A 13,043-nucleotide genomic window follows, 5' to 3' on the forward strand; every position below is an offset into this window, starting at 1 on the left:
AGAAATATATAAAATGATGGAGGTATATTAATGGATAAAACGACTCAGATGATATTTGAAAATTTTGCAGATATCAACAACTCAATGATAGTGGATGAACCAAACACACTTAAAACTGGTCATGCTGATGATAAAATTTTTGGTGCTTATGACCATGAAGAAAATTTCCCGTTTATGGCATTTTACAATCTCAAAGAATTTCTTGGACTTATTAAAATGGGTGATGGTGTAGAATATCTGGAAGATAGTGTTGTTATTACAAACACAGCAACAAAATCATCTATAAGATATTATTACAGTGATTCCAGACTTATCAACTTTCTTAGAGATAGAAAGACCAATGAAGTCAAACCTAGTGAGAACATCAAGAAACATAAAGCGGATGTCATTGCAACATTTGTTTTTGAAGAGTCTCAAATCAAAGAAATGATGAAAATTTCTAGTGTAATGAAACTTAAAAAAGTTAACATCAATATTAAAGATGGTAAAGGTATTATCAGAGCATATGCAGATGGTAAAAACGATAATATCAAATTTGATATTGTGGGTGATTTTGACGGTGAATGTGATTTCACAACAGCACCAGAGGTATTTAAAATTATCAATGGTACATATAAATGTGAGGTAACAAGCAAATATATGAAGCTGATTCACAAAGATATTCCACTGGTTTACAAAGTTCCTAGATTCAAGGTATAATCATGAGTCTGTTAAGAAGGTTTTATGATGACAAAGGATGGATTCATAAATATAGACCTAAAACAGTTGATGAACTAATCATTCCAGATAACCTTAAAGAGTATGCTAAAAATATTATTGAAAGTGAAAACATTGGTAGCATACTCCTAAATGGTAGGGCTGGGATTGGTAAAACAAGCTTTGCATTCGTGTTAGCTGATACTTTGGAGTATGACACTCTTTATATCAATTGTAGCGTTAAAACAGGTATAGATGTCCTTAGAACGGATATTCAAGATTTTGCATATAGTATGAGTCTTGAACATGATAAAAAAGTTGTGATATTGGATGAAATGGATAGGCTTTCTCCTAACACAATGGATGGTTTAAAATCATTCATGGAAGAGTTTTCTTCTACAACTGATTTTATATGTATAACAAATCATAAGGACAAATTACCAGAACCAGTTATTAGCAGAACTGAAGATATCGAATTCTCATTGTCAAAGGATGACAAAGTTAAACTTGCTAAACAGTTTTATGCTAGGTTTGTAAAGATACTTGAAAGTGAAAACGCACCTTGTAATAAAGATGTGTGTAAACATCTTATGGCTACATACTTCCCAGATATGAGAAAGATACTTATTGAAGCTCAAAAGCTGAATAAGCAAGGTATTCTGGGTGATTATGATGTTGTTAGAAGTAAAATCATTGACGGGAGTGAGACATATAATCTAATCAATGATGCTGTTAAAAACGGTGTAAACTATCCTAAGATTAGAAAATTTGTGATGCAATATGGTGATGCGGATACGTTCTTTTCATATGTATTTGAAACATTTCACAAGAATGTTAAACCTGAGTTTATACCACAAATGGCTCTTATGATTGAAGAACATTCATATAAGTCAAAGTTTTCAGCGGATATACAGATTAACTTGACTGCTTTTATAATGGATGTCATACTATTAATAAATGGTGATTAACAATGTTTGATATACTGAAGGATATATCTGAATTTAAAACTGGTAATGTTGATATGAAAAAGTATAATGCTTTTATGATTAACAGATTTGTATCAATGTTACCAGACACAATGATTTTAGCAAACTTGATGAATCAGTGTCCAGATATGCCAGTTGAAGCACAATATCAATTCTATTTACATGCAATGCCAAAGAAAAGGCGATTCTTTAAGTATATTAAAGATGAAAAAGAAACAGATAAATGGATTGAGATGCTAAAAGAATATTATGACATTGATGATGTTGAAGCAAGAGATTATGCAGAGATGTTTACAGAGGAACAATTGATTGAGATTTATGAAATTATGAATACAGGAGGACTTAAACATGAATAATTATAGAGATATTTTTGAAGCTCTATTAGCGGGTAAAAAACTGAAAAGCTCGGATTGGGGTGATGGTGAATATATTAAAATGAATGATAATGGAATGCTCATTGATGAAAATGGGGATGAACTTTTTATGGAATCTTTCCCACTTCAGTATATGACCATTGTAGACGGTGAATAATGGAATATGGAATTAAGATAAAACCAAATTCATTTCGTATTGTTAGAGAAACACTTGAAAGGATAGGGTATAGAAATTGGCATGAGTTCTATCTTCAGCCAGAATGTTATATACTCTATAAAAAGGGCGAATATTATCTTGTGCATTGGAAAGAGATGCACTTAATTGATGGTGTTTATATGGAGCTAACTGAAGATGACCTGATTAGGCGTAATAACACGCTTGTATTACTCCATGAATGGAATATGTTAAAAGATGAACAAAAGGTCACGTATAATAAAAAAGCACATATAGACTTTATCAAACACTCTGACAAAGAGAAATATGATATTAGACATAGATATAATATAGGTAAGATTAAGAAAACTTGGGTGTGTGGTATATTTGAATTTGTTGACGCACCTGAAGAGTTTAAAGAAACTTTTAACTATGCTGAATATTTTAAAAGGCATGAAAAACTTTGTAATGGTATCGTGCAAGAACAGCCATTACTCAGAGGTTTTGATGATTATGCTATTGAATATCATATTCACTGGTTAGAAGACCAAACAAAGTATAATTTTAAATATATAGGACAAAATTTAGACTATATTAGACTTATATTGGAGGTTAAATGATGGATGATGTAGTTCAAGGAATTTTAAATGAATATGATAAAGGCAAACCCATTTTTGATAGTCTGTTTACATGTGATAGTTGTGGAATCGTTTCAGAGTTGGAAGAAATCTTTAAAATGATTGAATCTGATGATGTTAAAAAATGTATGTCTATATTGAATAGCAAACATATGATTAAAAAGGTTTTACATGATGATGAACCACATGAAATTTCTATATGTTATTATGATGCTATTATAATAAATGCATTTGGAGTTTATTATGAACCTGAACATGGTTCAAAAAGACAAATATGCAATATGAATGTTTTTAGAGTATAGTTATGATTAAACGTAAAATTAATACTATAAGATATAAACTAATGTGTAAAAACAGACATATGAGAAAAAATTGGGAAAATGGTAGTTTTTCACTTAGGTCTAAATTACTAATTTACACTAATCCAATCCTTAGAAAAATCCAATGGTGGTCTAAAAGACCTTTTCTGATTGTGGGTCTTTGTGAATGGGTTGGTACTGAGAAACCAAGATATCCACTTTTTAAATATTATAAAATAGCTAGAATTAGGATTCAAAAATGATTCTATCTGATAGTCAAAGACATAAATTATTTGATGCTATAACTCAAAAAGAATTAAAGATTAATACATTCAAGTTCGATTTCAAGTATATATTTCAAAATCCATATGATATAACATCAGATGATTTGAAAAAGTTAAGAGATGAGCTTAAAAAGATAATGAAAAGTTGCAATATAGCATAAAGAGTTATAATGATTATGTGAATAAAATCCTTGACAAACTAGAAACAATGATATAAACTCTTAAAAATTTGGAGGTAAATAAATGGAATTTGTTGAAGTTATTAAAGAACTTCGTGAAACTAGAAGTTCAAAAGAGAAAGTTGAAAAACTGAGTAAGTATAAATCAGATGAACTATTTAAAGAATTTTTTGACATGGTGTATAATCCATATGTAAATACATATATCAAAAAAGTTCCAAAGTTCAATAATGGTGAAAATGATGCATATAGTATGCTTATTGAGTTTAAGAATCTGTTTTATGCACTGTCATCCAGAAACATATCAGGAAACACAGCACAATCCGCTGTAAAAGGATTTCTTGATAGATGTGATGCGGATGCTTATGATATCTATACATGCATTCTAAAACAGAATCTAAAGATGGGGATGGATGTTAAAAGTATTAATAAAGCTATGGGTGATATTATTGAAGTCCATGAAGTGCAAAGGGCTAATAAATATGAACCCTCAAAAGACCCATCATACTATAAAACAAATATGTTCTATGCAAGTGCTAAACTTGATGGGTTAAGATGTACATATCTTTATGAAAAAGATAAACTACTTACTAGGGGTGGTAAAGAAATCATTGGAATGGAGTATATTCAATCTAAATGTAAACAAATTTGTGAAAGATTCAATGTTAATCTTATTGATGGTGAACTATATACACACGGTGTTCCATTTCAAACAATTCAAAGTATTGTTACAACTGAAAAGAATGTGAATCCAACTCTCAAAAATAAGATTGATTATATCGTTTTTGCTCTTGATGGTGAAGGTATAATTGAACCTGAAGATATGTATATCACACTTAGCCAGCTTGATAAACCTGACATGCTTGGTAATAGCATTCTAAGTGAACATGATAGAGTTCGTGCTATTAAATATGAGCCAATTGCAAATGACCCTAAAGCTATTGAAGCTAAATGTATTGAATATGTTGAACAAGGATTTGAAGGTATTATGCTTAGACATCCAGAAATCCATTATGATAATACAAGGTCAAACAATCTACTCAAATATAAACTGTTCATTGAACATGATTTTGAAATCATTGGTATCCTTGAGGGTACTGAAAAGTATGCTGGTATGCTTGGTGCTGTTAAGTGTAGAGGTGAATTTGATGGTAAAGTTGTTGAATTTGAGTGTGGTTCTGGTTGGTCTGATAAAGAACGTATGATGTACTTCAATTCAGATTCAAGTGTTGTTAATGCTTATTATGATGCAAAACTTTTAAACATTACGGGTTCTGCAATTGCTAAAATGGATATCATGAAAGAAAAGATTCTTGTTGAAAGCTTTATTGAAGAGAATGATAAAGATTATCTAAAAGGCAAACTACTTGAAACTAAATTTCAGGGATTGACAGATAAACCAAATGATGAAAATGTATGGTCTCTGAGATTTCCTATTGCAAACAAACTTAAACTGGACAGGTGATTATGAAAACCTGTCCATTTAATGACCATAAAGAATGTGTTGATACTTGTATGTTTTATGAAATCATAGAAGAACAAGTTATCAAAGGTGATAATACAGGTGGTCAAGTAATGAAAATGGTTAAAAAGCCTAAATGTATGATATTTATAAGGAAATAACATGATTATAGAAGGTATAATTGTTGATACAAATAATGACACACCTGAGACATTTTTTGAGTTTAGAAAAAATGGTGATTTTTTACCTGTTGATTATAAACCAAAGGAATGTTATATTGAAATACTAATTCCATATCATGATGGATTGACAATTGGTAAAAAATGCAGATTGGAGGTTATAGAAGATGAAGATAATTAGTTTTGTTGGTAAAGCTGGTTCTGGTAAAGGTTATCAAATGATGAAACATTTAGAGGATGTTAAATCTAATGGGTATCCTGTTATGTGCATGAGTCTTGCAGACCCACTAAAAGAACTGTTTAGAAAAAACTTTGGAATGTATAGAGATGGTTCAATTGATGAAGATGTTTATAAGTATCTGGAAACAGCACATGATGTAAACATTGGAAAGGGTATACTTGATTATACAGCGGGTATATACAATAGAACTTATGGATATGATTATACTATACTAAATGAAAAGATTCAGGAAGCGAGCAAACATGTTCCAAAGGTTATTGAAGCTATAAAGAATAAAGACATTAGAAAATGTTTGCAACTGTACGGTACTGAGGTTGCTCACACGTTCAGTAATTCAATTTGGGTAGACTTCCTACTTAAAAAACTTTTTAAGCTCTTAGACCTCAATTTTATCGACTCTGAGCTACATGTTTACATCGATGATATGAGGTTTGCTACAGAATATGATACTATATCTAATTTTGCAAATGTGTATGGATATAAATTTGAATGTTATGGGGTTGAATGTTCTGATGAAGTTAGATGTGAAAGACGCAATATGACTATGGATGAACTTAAAGTCCTAGATTCACATAAATCTGAACAAGAAGTCGGGATTATCATTGACAAGCTTGAAAAAGAATATATAATAAATAACAATTAAGGTAAAATTATGAAAGAAGTGATATATATAATTAACAAATTTATGAACTTGACCATCATAGAATATATTGTATTGGTATTGGTTCTAACTATTGCTATAGGAGGATATATACATGATTTTTGATGAAAAACTTTCAGAGTATATTGAAAAACAGGTTGAAATTGGTATTCAGGAACATAAGAAAAAGCTTAAAGCTGATATTGATGAACTTAAAGGCGTATTCTGTGTATCCAGTGAATATAATTATGCAATGGAACGACTTTTCGATAAACTATATGAGGTAATTAATGGGTGATATTAGACGTAGAGTATATAGTATAACAAAAGAATTTATGAACGATTCCTCGATACCTATAGACAGTGTGAAAAATATTATCATGGAATCTCTTGTACATGGTATAGCACACGACTTTATGAATGATATGAAATTTGAAGATATTCCTTCAAAATATAGACCATTGATGGGTTCTTATGAATATGATTTAGAATTGTATATATCACAATTACCACCAAGAGGCAAGGATGCTCTAATCGACTTTATCAAAGAATTGAGAATACTCATGGAGAAATATCAATATGCTGGATTTAGTGATTCTGGGCATCTATATGATAGGATTAAAGAGATAATACCAGATAACATACATGGATAAAAGAGGTTGAGAATGACAGAAAAAGATTGGTATACTAAAATTGGTAAAATGAAAGACCATAGCAAAAGAAAACAATACAAATTCGGTATATACGGTCTTAGCTCTGATAAACTTTGGAAGCGTGATGTGAGTAAAAGAAGACGTACAAAATTTAAAAATGTTATTAACAGAATAAAAAATGATATACTTGATATTGATGATATGGTCTGGAATGAAAAGAATCAGTCTGTATCTGATATATGGGAAATATATTAATTAAAGGAGGATGAATAATGTTAACAAAAGAAGAAAAAAGAGAAGGTTGGGCTATATGGCGATATGGAATTGGTATACTCATTGTAACAATTATCATATTTAGTGTACTTGGATATCTTGGAATGTTTGGTCAAACTATCGTGGAAAGAAAAATCTATGAGAATAGTTATCAATATTCAGAAGCAAGAAAAGATGCTGTATATACATATAAAGCGCAAATTGCTGAAATTGAAAGACAACTTAGAAACCCAGAAATTGATGGGACTACAAGAACAAATCTTGAATCACAGCTTTCTGGAATTAGAATACTTATGATGAAGGAGGATATGAAACGATGAGAAAACTTTTTATTGTACTACTAATTATCGCATTTGCTACAACTGCATTTGCGGGATGGGGCAGTGATTCACAAGAATCACAAGAGGCTCAAAAAGTAGCAAAACAGCAAAGACAATATTCAATTGGTCAACCAATTCCATATTTTGATTGGTCACTTGAAAGAGATTTAGTTATTCAGCTATATCAAGTAAGGAATAAAAAGGTTGCAACCCATTCTGTATGGAGAAGTGATTATGGTTTTATAGAGGGTGATTGTCCATCATTTGGATATGGAATACCTTATGACACATCACTTACAAATCCACTTGTGGCAACACATGAAGATAGTAGAGGTTACGGAGGTGGTGCTGGTGCGCTCACATCTGTTGAACAAGCAGAACCAAATGGTATTTTTGCATCAAAAAATACATCGGCTACATGGGTAATGTGTCTTAGTGAAACTGGAACATCTATTGAACCAATATATGTTGAAACAAAAGTAACAGTATACCCATACCCTGTAAAGGTAGACTATGATAAAAACCGTGTTAAAAGGGCTGGTAAAGCTTCAGTAAATATGGTGAAATAATGCACAATATAAAGGTTAAACTGATTTCACATAGTTCAGTTGATGGGGTATTATCAGCAATTGGGAAACCATATAAAAATGAAAATCCATCTATAGAACTTGTTAAAAAGATTTGTTGCGATGAAAATTATGAAGAAAAACATGGTTCAGTATTAGAACATGTATATATGACATTTGATATACTTGGTGCTAGTAGATGTTTTCTTCAGGAAATGGCAAGACATCGAATTGCATCACCAACAGTAGAATCAACTAGATTCAGTCTCAAAAAGATTTTAAAACATTTTGATGAGATTATTAAATCTGGTGATGATGATGAGAATGCATGTCGTAATGCAATAGAGAAATATTTCCTATTTCCAGAAAATGATATACTTGTCAATAAAGGATTGTCAACAGAACAGATTACGATGTACTATAACAATCTTTATGACATTGATAAAAAATCTATTGACACAATGAGAGAATTGATGTCTAATGGAATCAGTCAAAATGATATTCTGAAATATTTCATAGTAGAAAATTTTAGAATTAATATGACATGGACAATCAATCTCAGAAGCTATAGAAACTTTCTTAAGCTTAGAAAATCTGAATATGCACATTTTGAGATTAATAGTGTTGCATGTCAAACTGAAGATGAAGTTAATAAAACTTGGATAAAAGAATTAATATAAGGAGGATGTATTATGAAATGTGAAGATATACTTAAACACGGTGTACTTATTGAAGTTGGTGGTATTAATGGGCTTCTTAGAATTGATGAAGATGGAGACCTTATAACAGATGCGGGAGGTCAATATATCTGTGAGGGTAGATATTTTAATGATAATCTAATTGATAAACAATATAATCATACTATTATGAAAGTTTTTCTCCCTGAATACTCGTTTGTAAATGGAAAAGTTGAAAGGTCTCTTAAACTCATTTGGGAAAGAGGAAAGGGTGTTATACCTGAATGTATAGTTGAAGATAAAGTTGAAGATAATTATAATCTTCTTGCTATTAAAAGATATAACTATGAATATGATAAAGAATGTTCTGAATGTGGAATGAATCATACTTATATTAAAGAAAGAGGTATCACAATGGTTCTCTTTGAAAAAGATAATATTCCATATATTGGATGGTCAAGATGCGCACCTGATGATGATTTCTCTAAAAAGAAGAGTATTCAATTTGCAAAAGAACGTGCAGTGGAAGTTAAGACTGTATATAGTTTTATGGGTGAAGCTATTGAATTTGAAGGGATTGAATCAATATCATCTTTTATCAATATTGATGATGATAAACAAAAATATAGAGTTAATGAATGTTTAACAGATTTTTGTAAACAAGAATATGTTCGCACCCCAATTAGAAAACTTACAAAGGATAAATAGTTATGGATACTAACTATAGACATAGAATGACACCTGATGAGTACATTAAAAACATGATTCCACCCAAGTTCCGTGAAATGGCTGGGTGGAGTCCTGAACAAATCAGAGCAGAATATGAAAAGATTCTAAACAAAGAATCAACTCTCACAAGAGCGCAAAGAGATAGAATAGTACAAATAATTAATATACTGGATAAGCAAAATGATATTCAAGAAAGGGAAGAAGTTCAAGAAACTGCGTAAACAATATATAGACCTGAAAGAATGGGAATATATAGTTCATAAGCTTAAAAGATTATCTGTAAAGAATGTTCAATTTGATGTTGAATATGCAGACAATATGTTTAAAGGTATTAATGTGATATTCAAAGAGATTCATGTAGGTTATATCTGTATGAATAATCTGGAATTGGTAATATTTAAACGTTATGCCGATTTAAAATATGTAGATAATCTGAAATTAATTGTTGACACATGGCTAAACTATGTGCTAACTTCAAGAAGAGCTATACGAAATCATTATTTCGGTAACTAAAAATTATAAGAGGTTATATTATGAAACAAGAAATAAAAGACAAACTAAATCGTATTATTGAAGTTTATACTATCTGTGGTATTTTTGTTATAATAATGATAATATATACAGTTATTACCAGCAATACAAGCAAAAATATCACAGAACGGTATGACAATCAAGTCAAATCACTAAAACTTGATATAGTTGATAAAGAAAAATCCATTGATAATCTTATGGATAAACTATCAGCTATTGATGAAAAACAACATCAAAATATCAAATCCTATATAATGGAAATAAACAGACGGATACCTGAATCAATTGCTAATGATATGGCTACTGCTTTCATTAAGATTGGTAAAGATAACAATATGAATCCATTAACACTTGTTTTCATTGCTGATGCTGAATCTGATTTCAGAATTGATGCTGATTCAGGTCAGGCTTCGGGTTCTATGCAAGTAAATCTATCAGTATGGTATGATAAACTTGTTGAAGAAGGGATAATCAAACAGAAGAGAGATATTTATAACGTTTACAATGGTATTGATGCTGGTAGATATGTTTATCAACACTATAAAGACATATGTGATGAATATAAAAGTGAAAATAGACTTAGAGGGCTTGGCTTTCACAGTGTTGAAGAATGTGCAAGTCGTAAATACTTTGGTATAACAATTAAAAATGGTAAACCAACAAAAAGTAGTATAGAATATTACAAAAAGTTTGAACAAGCTATTGTAAACTATTTTATATATGTAAATTAAAAGAGAGGTAATAATCATGGCATGTAGTAACAATGGTTCAAGAGGTAGAAACTGGTCTGAATGTATTGAAGCAGAAGTTGAATTTTGTGTTAACAAATTTAACACATTTATCCAAGTAGGAAATTGGATTTCATGTCAATTTCTGGGTATAAAACAGATATCAAAGATTGTAAAGTGTAGATTTGGTTGTAATGTTAGTAATACATTCCATGTTGCATATTTTACAGATGGAATGAGTCATAATGTTGATATTGAAGATTTAGAAGTGATAGGAAATGTGGATGACACTCTTAAGCTTGATAGACTGTTTAAGAAACATTTTGCAGAGGGTGATACGCTCTATTTACCCATAAATAAAACTGTTTATACAATGCAATCTGGGGATTGTACAGACATGGTTAGAGGTATTCTACCAGTTGTAAATAAAAATCTTGCTAAAATAGCAATGTATAATGGTAAAAGAGTAACACCAGTTCTGAGTGGATACCCAGATTATTCCTTATTTTATCAAGATGGTCGATTCTTTATTAATAAAAATGATGAAATTATTATCATAAAAGATGTTTTAGCAAAAGATTATATCATATTAGATGATGAACCTAAAATAGTTGAAATAACACTAAAAGAGGTTATGAAAATTATAGCAAATAAAAAGGGATGTTTACCTGAACAAATCAGAATAAAAGGTTGACAATCGTTTTTAAACAGTGTATATTCTTATAAACTAAACAAAGAGGTAATATTATGTCAAATTATAAAAAAGCTAAAGAAAAATGGTTAAGCTTATCATGGTATAAAATAGCTAATAGAATGCTTAAAAAGTATACCAAATACTATATTTATAACAGTGGTGGGTTATTTACAGGTAGAGGTGATGTATTGGATTCTGGTGAAATTATGGCTGGTGACATATATATTGGTCATTTTTCTAACCATAACGGGTTTCATTTGAACATGGATTATAATAAATCTGATACAATTAGAAGGACAATTCAAAAATTAAATAAAATTTATTTCAGATTATACAACAGGGAAAAACGAAAACTGAAACCCATAAAAGATAAACAAAAATTTGAAAGAGTATCACGTGTTGAAGGTGGTGTTAAATAATGAAGCTAATTCAGGAGGATGTATGAAATTCAAATTAAAAGAATATGGGCTTTCAAAAGTCATACAAACAAACAAATATACTATAAACAAATGTAAACGTGGTTCAAACTTATACAGGGTTGAAATGATTCAAAATGGGTTTATCAGTACCAATTTTAGAAATATTGCATATGGTGAAACTGTTAAAGATGCATTGGATGGTCTTGTTGATGATATTAAAAAGCGTGGCTTGTTTTTCTTTGATGGTAAAAATGTTGTAAGGGTTAAAGCACAACATCTTATAAATGATATGAAGGAGGTTTAAAGAATGAGAGAAGAAGAAAGAAAAATTATACAAGAAGTGATTGAAATACTGGATATTTATCTGGGTGATACAGACCCAGATGACTTAGATGTTGAAGATGAATTTTGTTCGGAGGAATATCCAATTCATTATTGTTATCATAAACTGTCTTCAATAACAGGAGTTGATTAATTATGAGAAAAGTATTTATAATTATACTAACAATTCTTATGGCTATTAATACATTTTGCCAGTAACCCACCTATTATAAAATCTAAAAATGTATACAAGGTGTGTTTGGAAGGTGTATATTATTATTATGTATATGAAAATAATATGGGTAAAGCTGGTGGTATTACTGTTGCATATAATCAAAGAGGTTTTGTTCAGAATTGTCATGAGGAATGGAATAACAAATATAGAAAGGTAAAGGTGGGAGAATAATGAGTTATATTGAGCATGAATCATTATTACTTAAAGATTCAGAACATAGACAAATGTTAAAAACTTTGTTTGAAGTGCAAACATTTTTAACTATGTTAGATAGGAGGGGTATTAGTATTTTATGTTCCTCATACCCTGAAGATATTAGAAAAATGGTGAATAAGACTATAGAAGAGATAACAATGGAATAATCGGAGGTTTAAAGAATGAAAGTATCTGATATGACATTTGATGATTGTTATATAACAATTGAAATCAATGATGAGATTGAAATAAGTCTTTTACTTGAAGATATGTATGGTGATGGGTATCTCATGTTCCATTGTGATACACTTAGTCAACCGTTTTGTTGGCTTATAGACATTGATAAAAAGTTTAGAAAACGTGAAACTGCTGAAAAACACGCAAGAACCCAGATTAAAAAGATGATAAGAATGGGCTGTAAATGGTTAAAAGAAAATGAGTAAATTTGTTTTTTCATGTTATACTTGTAATTCAGATGAATATAAGGTAAACTGGAAACATGGTAAAATAAAATGCTTGAATTGTGGTAAGGTTATTGATATAAAAATTCCTAAACATAGGAGATATAAT

Annotated in this window: 28 protein-coding genes; all 28 read left to right on the forward strand. The window is 30.1% G+C overall.

Features of this window, described 5'->3' with window-relative positions; genetic code table 11:
- The first annotated feature begins 30 nt into the window (after positions 1-30).
- The 28 genes from Q0617_RS07450 to Q0617_RS07585 all read left to right on the forward strand — a co-directional run bounded on the left by Q0617_RS07450 (position 31) and on the right by Q0617_RS07585 (position 12,916).
- Entirely contained in the window at positions 31-699 is a 669-nt protein-coding gene (locus tag Q0617_RS07450) for a hypothetical protein (RefSeq protein ID WP_298752039.1), read from the forward strand.
- Positions 700-701: 2 nt separating this feature from the next.
- Positions 702-1,664 carry an AAA family ATPase gene (locus Q0617_RS07455; protein ID WP_298752042.1) on the forward strand — a complete coding sequence of 321 codons (963 nt, stop codon included), beginning with the start codon at positions 702-704 and terminating at the stop codon, positions 1,662-1,664.
- A gap of 2 nt (positions 1,665-1,666) precedes the next feature.
- The gene (locus Q0617_RS07460; protein ID WP_298752044.1) at positions 1,667-2,038 is read left to right on the forward strand and encodes a DNA polymerase clamp loader subunit A; all 372 of its coding nucleotides are present in this window, start codon (positions 1,667-1,669) and stop codon (positions 2,036-2,038) included.
- The gene (locus tag Q0617_RS07465; RefSeq protein ID WP_298752046.1) at positions 2,031-2,213 is read left to right on the forward strand and encodes a hypothetical protein; all 183 of its coding nucleotides are present in this window, start codon (positions 2,031-2,033) and stop codon (positions 2,211-2,213) included. The genes Q0617_RS07460 and Q0617_RS07465 overlap by 8 nt, the downstream gene beginning before the upstream one ends.
- Positions 2,213-2,830 (forward strand): translational repressor RegA, encoded by a 618-nt coding sequence (regA, locus tag Q0617_RS07470; protein ID WP_298752048.1) that lies wholly within the window; start codon positions 2,213-2,215, stop codon positions 2,828-2,830. The genes Q0617_RS07465 and regA overlap by 1 nt, the downstream gene beginning before the upstream one ends.
- Positions 2,827-3,150 carry a hypothetical protein gene (locus Q0617_RS07475; RefSeq protein ID WP_298752050.1) on the forward strand — a complete coding sequence of 108 codons (324 nt, stop codon included), beginning with the start codon at positions 2,827-2,829 and terminating at the stop codon, positions 3,148-3,150. Before regA ends, Q0617_RS07475 begins: the two co-directional genes overlap by 4 nt.
- Positions 3,151-3,152: 2 nt before the next feature.
- Positions 3,153-3,410 carry a hypothetical protein gene (locus tag Q0617_RS07480; protein WP_298752052.1) on the forward strand — a complete coding sequence of 86 codons (258 nt, stop codon included), beginning with the start codon at positions 3,153-3,155 and terminating at the stop codon, positions 3,408-3,410.
- Positions 3,407-3,592 carry a hypothetical protein gene (locus Q0617_RS07485; RefSeq protein ID WP_298752054.1) on the forward strand — a complete coding sequence of 62 codons (186 nt, stop codon included), beginning with the start codon at positions 3,407-3,409 and terminating at the stop codon, positions 3,590-3,592. Before Q0617_RS07480 ends, Q0617_RS07485 begins: the two co-directional genes overlap by 4 nt.
- An 82-nt stretch (positions 3,593-3,674) precedes the next feature.
- A complete protein-coding gene (locus Q0617_RS07490; protein WP_298752057.1) occupies positions 3,675-5,075 on the forward strand; it encodes a hypothetical protein in 1,401 nt (466 codons plus the stop codon).
- A gap of 2 nt (positions 5,076-5,077) precedes the next feature.
- Entirely contained in the window at positions 5,078-5,233 is a 156-nt protein-coding gene (locus Q0617_RS07495) for a hypothetical protein (protein WP_298752059.1), read from the forward strand.
- 1 nt (position 5,234) lies between these two features.
- Entirely contained in the window at positions 5,235-5,432 is a 198-nt protein-coding gene (locus tag Q0617_RS07500; protein WP_298752061.1) for a hypothetical protein, read from the forward strand.
- Positions 5,419-6,135 (forward strand): hypothetical protein, encoded by a 717-nt coding sequence (locus Q0617_RS07505; protein ID WP_298752064.1) that lies wholly within the window; start codon positions 5,419-5,421, stop codon positions 6,133-6,135. Before Q0617_RS07500 ends, Q0617_RS07505 begins: the two co-directional genes overlap by 14 nt.
- A gap of 112 nt (positions 6,136-6,247) precedes the next feature.
- Positions 6,248-6,430, forward strand: coding sequence for a hypothetical protein (locus tag Q0617_RS07510; protein ID WP_298752066.1), 183 nt, complete (start codon positions 6,248-6,250; stop codon positions 6,428-6,430).
- A gap of 37 nt (positions 6,431-6,467) precedes the next feature.
- Entirely contained in the window at positions 6,468-6,785 is a 318-nt protein-coding gene (locus Q0617_RS07515) for a hypothetical protein (protein WP_298752068.1), read from the forward strand.
- Between the two features lie 12 nt (positions 6,786-6,797).
- Entirely contained in the window at positions 6,798-7,040 is a 243-nt protein-coding gene (locus Q0617_RS07520; RefSeq protein ID WP_298752070.1) for a hypothetical protein, read from the forward strand.
- A 17-nt stretch (positions 7,041-7,057) separates the two neighbouring features.
- Positions 7,058-7,378, forward strand: coding sequence for a hypothetical protein (locus tag Q0617_RS07525; protein ID WP_298752071.1), 321 nt, complete (start codon positions 7,058-7,060; stop codon positions 7,376-7,378).
- Positions 7,375-7,947: a hypothetical protein gene (locus Q0617_RS07530; RefSeq protein WP_298752072.1), complete on the forward strand. Its 573-nt coding sequence runs from the start codon at positions 7,375-7,377 to the stop codon at positions 7,945-7,947. The genes Q0617_RS07525 and Q0617_RS07530 overlap by 4 nt, the downstream gene beginning before the upstream one ends.
- Entirely contained in the window at positions 7,947-8,624 is a 678-nt protein-coding gene (thyX, locus tag Q0617_RS07535; protein ID WP_298752073.1) for an FAD-dependent thymidylate synthase, read from the forward strand. The genes Q0617_RS07530 and thyX overlap by 1 nt, the downstream gene beginning before the upstream one ends.
- Before the next feature lie 12 nt (positions 8,625-8,636).
- On the forward strand, positions 8,637-9,329 hold the full coding sequence (locus tag Q0617_RS07540) for a hypothetical protein (RefSeq protein ID WP_298752074.1): 693 nt from the start codon (positions 8,637-8,639) through the stop codon (positions 9,327-9,329).
- 2 nt (positions 9,330-9,331) lie between these two features.
- Entirely contained in the window at positions 9,332-9,571 is a 240-nt protein-coding gene (locus Q0617_RS07545) for a hypothetical protein (protein ID WP_298752075.1), read from the forward strand.
- Between the two features lie 312 nt (positions 9,572-9,883).
- Entirely contained in the window at positions 9,884-10,612 is a 729-nt protein-coding gene (locus tag Q0617_RS07550; RefSeq protein WP_298752076.1) for a hypothetical protein, read from the forward strand.
- Between the two features lie 16 nt (positions 10,613-10,628).
- A complete protein-coding gene (locus Q0617_RS07555) occupies positions 10,629-11,303 on the forward strand; it encodes a hypothetical protein (protein ID WP_298752077.1) in 675 nt (224 codons plus the stop codon).
- 53 nt (positions 11,304-11,356) lie between these two features.
- Positions 11,357-11,722, forward strand: coding sequence for a hypothetical protein (locus Q0617_RS07560; protein WP_298752078.1), 366 nt, complete (start codon positions 11,357-11,359; stop codon positions 11,720-11,722).
- A 22-nt stretch (positions 11,723-11,744) separates the two neighbouring features.
- Positions 11,745-12,026 (forward strand): hypothetical protein, encoded by a 282-nt coding sequence (locus tag Q0617_RS07565; RefSeq protein ID WP_298752080.1) that lies wholly within the window; start codon positions 11,745-11,747, stop codon positions 12,024-12,026.
- A 3-nt stretch (positions 12,027-12,029) separates the two neighbouring features.
- Complete coding sequence (locus Q0617_RS07570; RefSeq protein ID WP_298752083.1) at positions 12,030-12,197, forward strand: hypothetical protein; 168 nt, start codon at positions 12,030-12,032, stop codon at positions 12,195-12,197.
- A 105-nt stretch (positions 12,198-12,302) separates the two neighbouring features.
- On the forward strand, positions 12,303-12,449 hold the full coding sequence (locus tag Q0617_RS07575) for a hypothetical protein (RefSeq protein ID WP_298752085.1): 147 nt from the start codon (positions 12,303-12,305) through the stop codon (positions 12,447-12,449).
- On the forward strand, positions 12,449-12,640 hold the full coding sequence (locus tag Q0617_RS07580; protein WP_298752087.1) for a hypothetical protein: 192 nt from the start codon (positions 12,449-12,451) through the stop codon (positions 12,638-12,640). The genes Q0617_RS07575 and Q0617_RS07580 overlap by 1 nt, the downstream gene beginning before the upstream one ends.
- Before the next feature lie 15 nt (positions 12,641-12,655).
- Entirely contained in the window at positions 12,656-12,916 is a 261-nt protein-coding gene (locus Q0617_RS07585) for a hypothetical protein (protein ID WP_298752089.1), read from the forward strand.
- Positions 12,917-13,043 lie beyond the last annotated feature (127 nt).

Source organism: uncultured Arcobacter sp., assembly GCF_937982575.1.
Lineage (GTDB): Bacteria > Campylobacterota > Campylobacteria > Campylobacterales > Arcobacteraceae > Arcobacter.

Coding starts and splice junctions, on each gene's coding strand:
- Q0617_RS07545 (WP_298752075.1), top strand. CDS start 9,332: ATGGATACTAACTATAGACATAGAATGACACCTGATGAGTACATTAAA.
- Q0617_RS07475 (WP_298752050.1), top strand. CDS start 2,827: ATGATGGATGATGTAGTTCAAGGAATTTTAAATGAATATGATAAAGGC.
- Q0617_RS07455 (WP_298752042.1), top strand. CDS start 702: ATGAGTCTGTTAAGAAGGTTTTATGATGACAAAGGATGGATTCATAAA.
- Q0617_RS07585 (WP_298752089.1), top strand. CDS start 12,656: ATGAAAGTATCTGATATGACATTTGATGATTGTTATATAACAATTGAA.
- Q0617_RS07570 (WP_298752083.1), top strand. CDS start 12,030: ATGAGAGAAGAAGAAAGAAAAATTATACAAGAAGTGATTGAAATACTG.
- Q0617_RS07515 (WP_298752068.1), top strand. CDS start 6,468: ATGAACGATTCCTCGATACCTATAGACAGTGTGAAAAATATTATCATG.
- Q0617_RS07525 (WP_298752071.1), top strand. CDS start 7,058: ATGTTAACAAAAGAAGAAAAAAGAGAAGGTTGGGCTATATGGCGATAT.
- Q0617_RS07505 (WP_298752064.1), top strand. CDS start 5,419: ATGAAGATAATTAGTTTTGTTGGTAAAGCTGGTTCTGGTAAAGGTTAT.
- Q0617_RS07480 (WP_298752052.1), top strand. CDS start 3,153: ATGATTAAACGTAAAATTAATACTATAAGATATAAACTAATGTGTAAA.
- Q0617_RS07485 (WP_298752054.1), top strand. CDS start 3,407: ATGATTCTATCTGATAGTCAAAGACATAAATTATTTGATGCTATAACT.
- Q0617_RS07495 (WP_298752059.1), top strand. CDS start 5,078: ATGAAAACCTGTCCATTTAATGACCATAAAGAATGTGTTGATACTTGT.
- Q0617_RS07580 (WP_298752087.1), top strand. CDS start 12,449: ATGAGTTATATTGAGCATGAATCATTATTACTTAAAGATTCAGAACAT.
- thyX (WP_298752073.1), top strand. CDS start 7,947: ATGCACAATATAAAGGTTAAACTGATTTCACATAGTTCAGTTGATGGG.
- Q0617_RS07530 (WP_298752072.1), top strand. CDS start 7,375: ATGAGAAAACTTTTTATTGTACTACTAATTATCGCATTTGCTACAACT.
- Q0617_RS07465 (WP_298752046.1), top strand. CDS start 2,031: ATGAATAATTATAGAGATATTTTTGAAGCTCTATTAGCGGGTAAAAAA.
- Q0617_RS07550 (WP_298752076.1), top strand. CDS start 9,884: ATGAAACAAGAAATAAAAGACAAACTAAATCGTATTATTGAAGTTTAT.
- Q0617_RS07500 (WP_298752061.1), top strand. CDS start 5,235: ATGATTATAGAAGGTATAATTGTTGATACAAATAATGACACACCTGAG.
- regA (WP_298752048.1), top strand. CDS start 2,213: ATGGAATATGGAATTAAGATAAAACCAAATTCATTTCGTATTGTTAGA.
- Q0617_RS07460 (WP_298752044.1), top strand. CDS start 1,667: ATGTTTGATATACTGAAGGATATATCTGAATTTAAAACTGGTAATGTT.
- Q0617_RS07510 (WP_298752066.1), top strand. CDS start 6,248: ATGATTTTTGATGAAAAACTTTCAGAGTATATTGAAAAACAGGTTGAA.
- Q0617_RS07560 (WP_298752078.1), top strand. CDS start 11,357: ATGTCAAATTATAAAAAAGCTAAAGAAAAATGGTTAAGCTTATCATGG.
- Q0617_RS07520 (WP_298752070.1), top strand. CDS start 6,798: ATGACAGAAAAAGATTGGTATACTAAAATTGGTAAAATGAAAGACCAT.
- Q0617_RS07450 (WP_298752039.1), top strand. CDS start 31: ATGGATAAAACGACTCAGATGATATTTGAAAATTTTGCAGATATCAAC.
- Q0617_RS07490 (WP_298752057.1), top strand. CDS start 3,675: ATGGAATTTGTTGAAGTTATTAAAGAACTTCGTGAAACTAGAAGTTCA.
- Q0617_RS07555 (WP_298752077.1), top strand. CDS start 10,629: ATGGCATGTAGTAACAATGGTTCAAGAGGTAGAAACTGGTCTGAATGT.
- Q0617_RS07540 (WP_298752074.1), top strand. CDS start 8,637: ATGAAATGTGAAGATATACTTAAACACGGTGTACTTATTGAAGTTGGT.
- Q0617_RS07565 (WP_298752080.1), top strand. CDS start 11,745: ATGAAATTCAAATTAAAAGAATATGGGCTTTCAAAAGTCATACAAACA.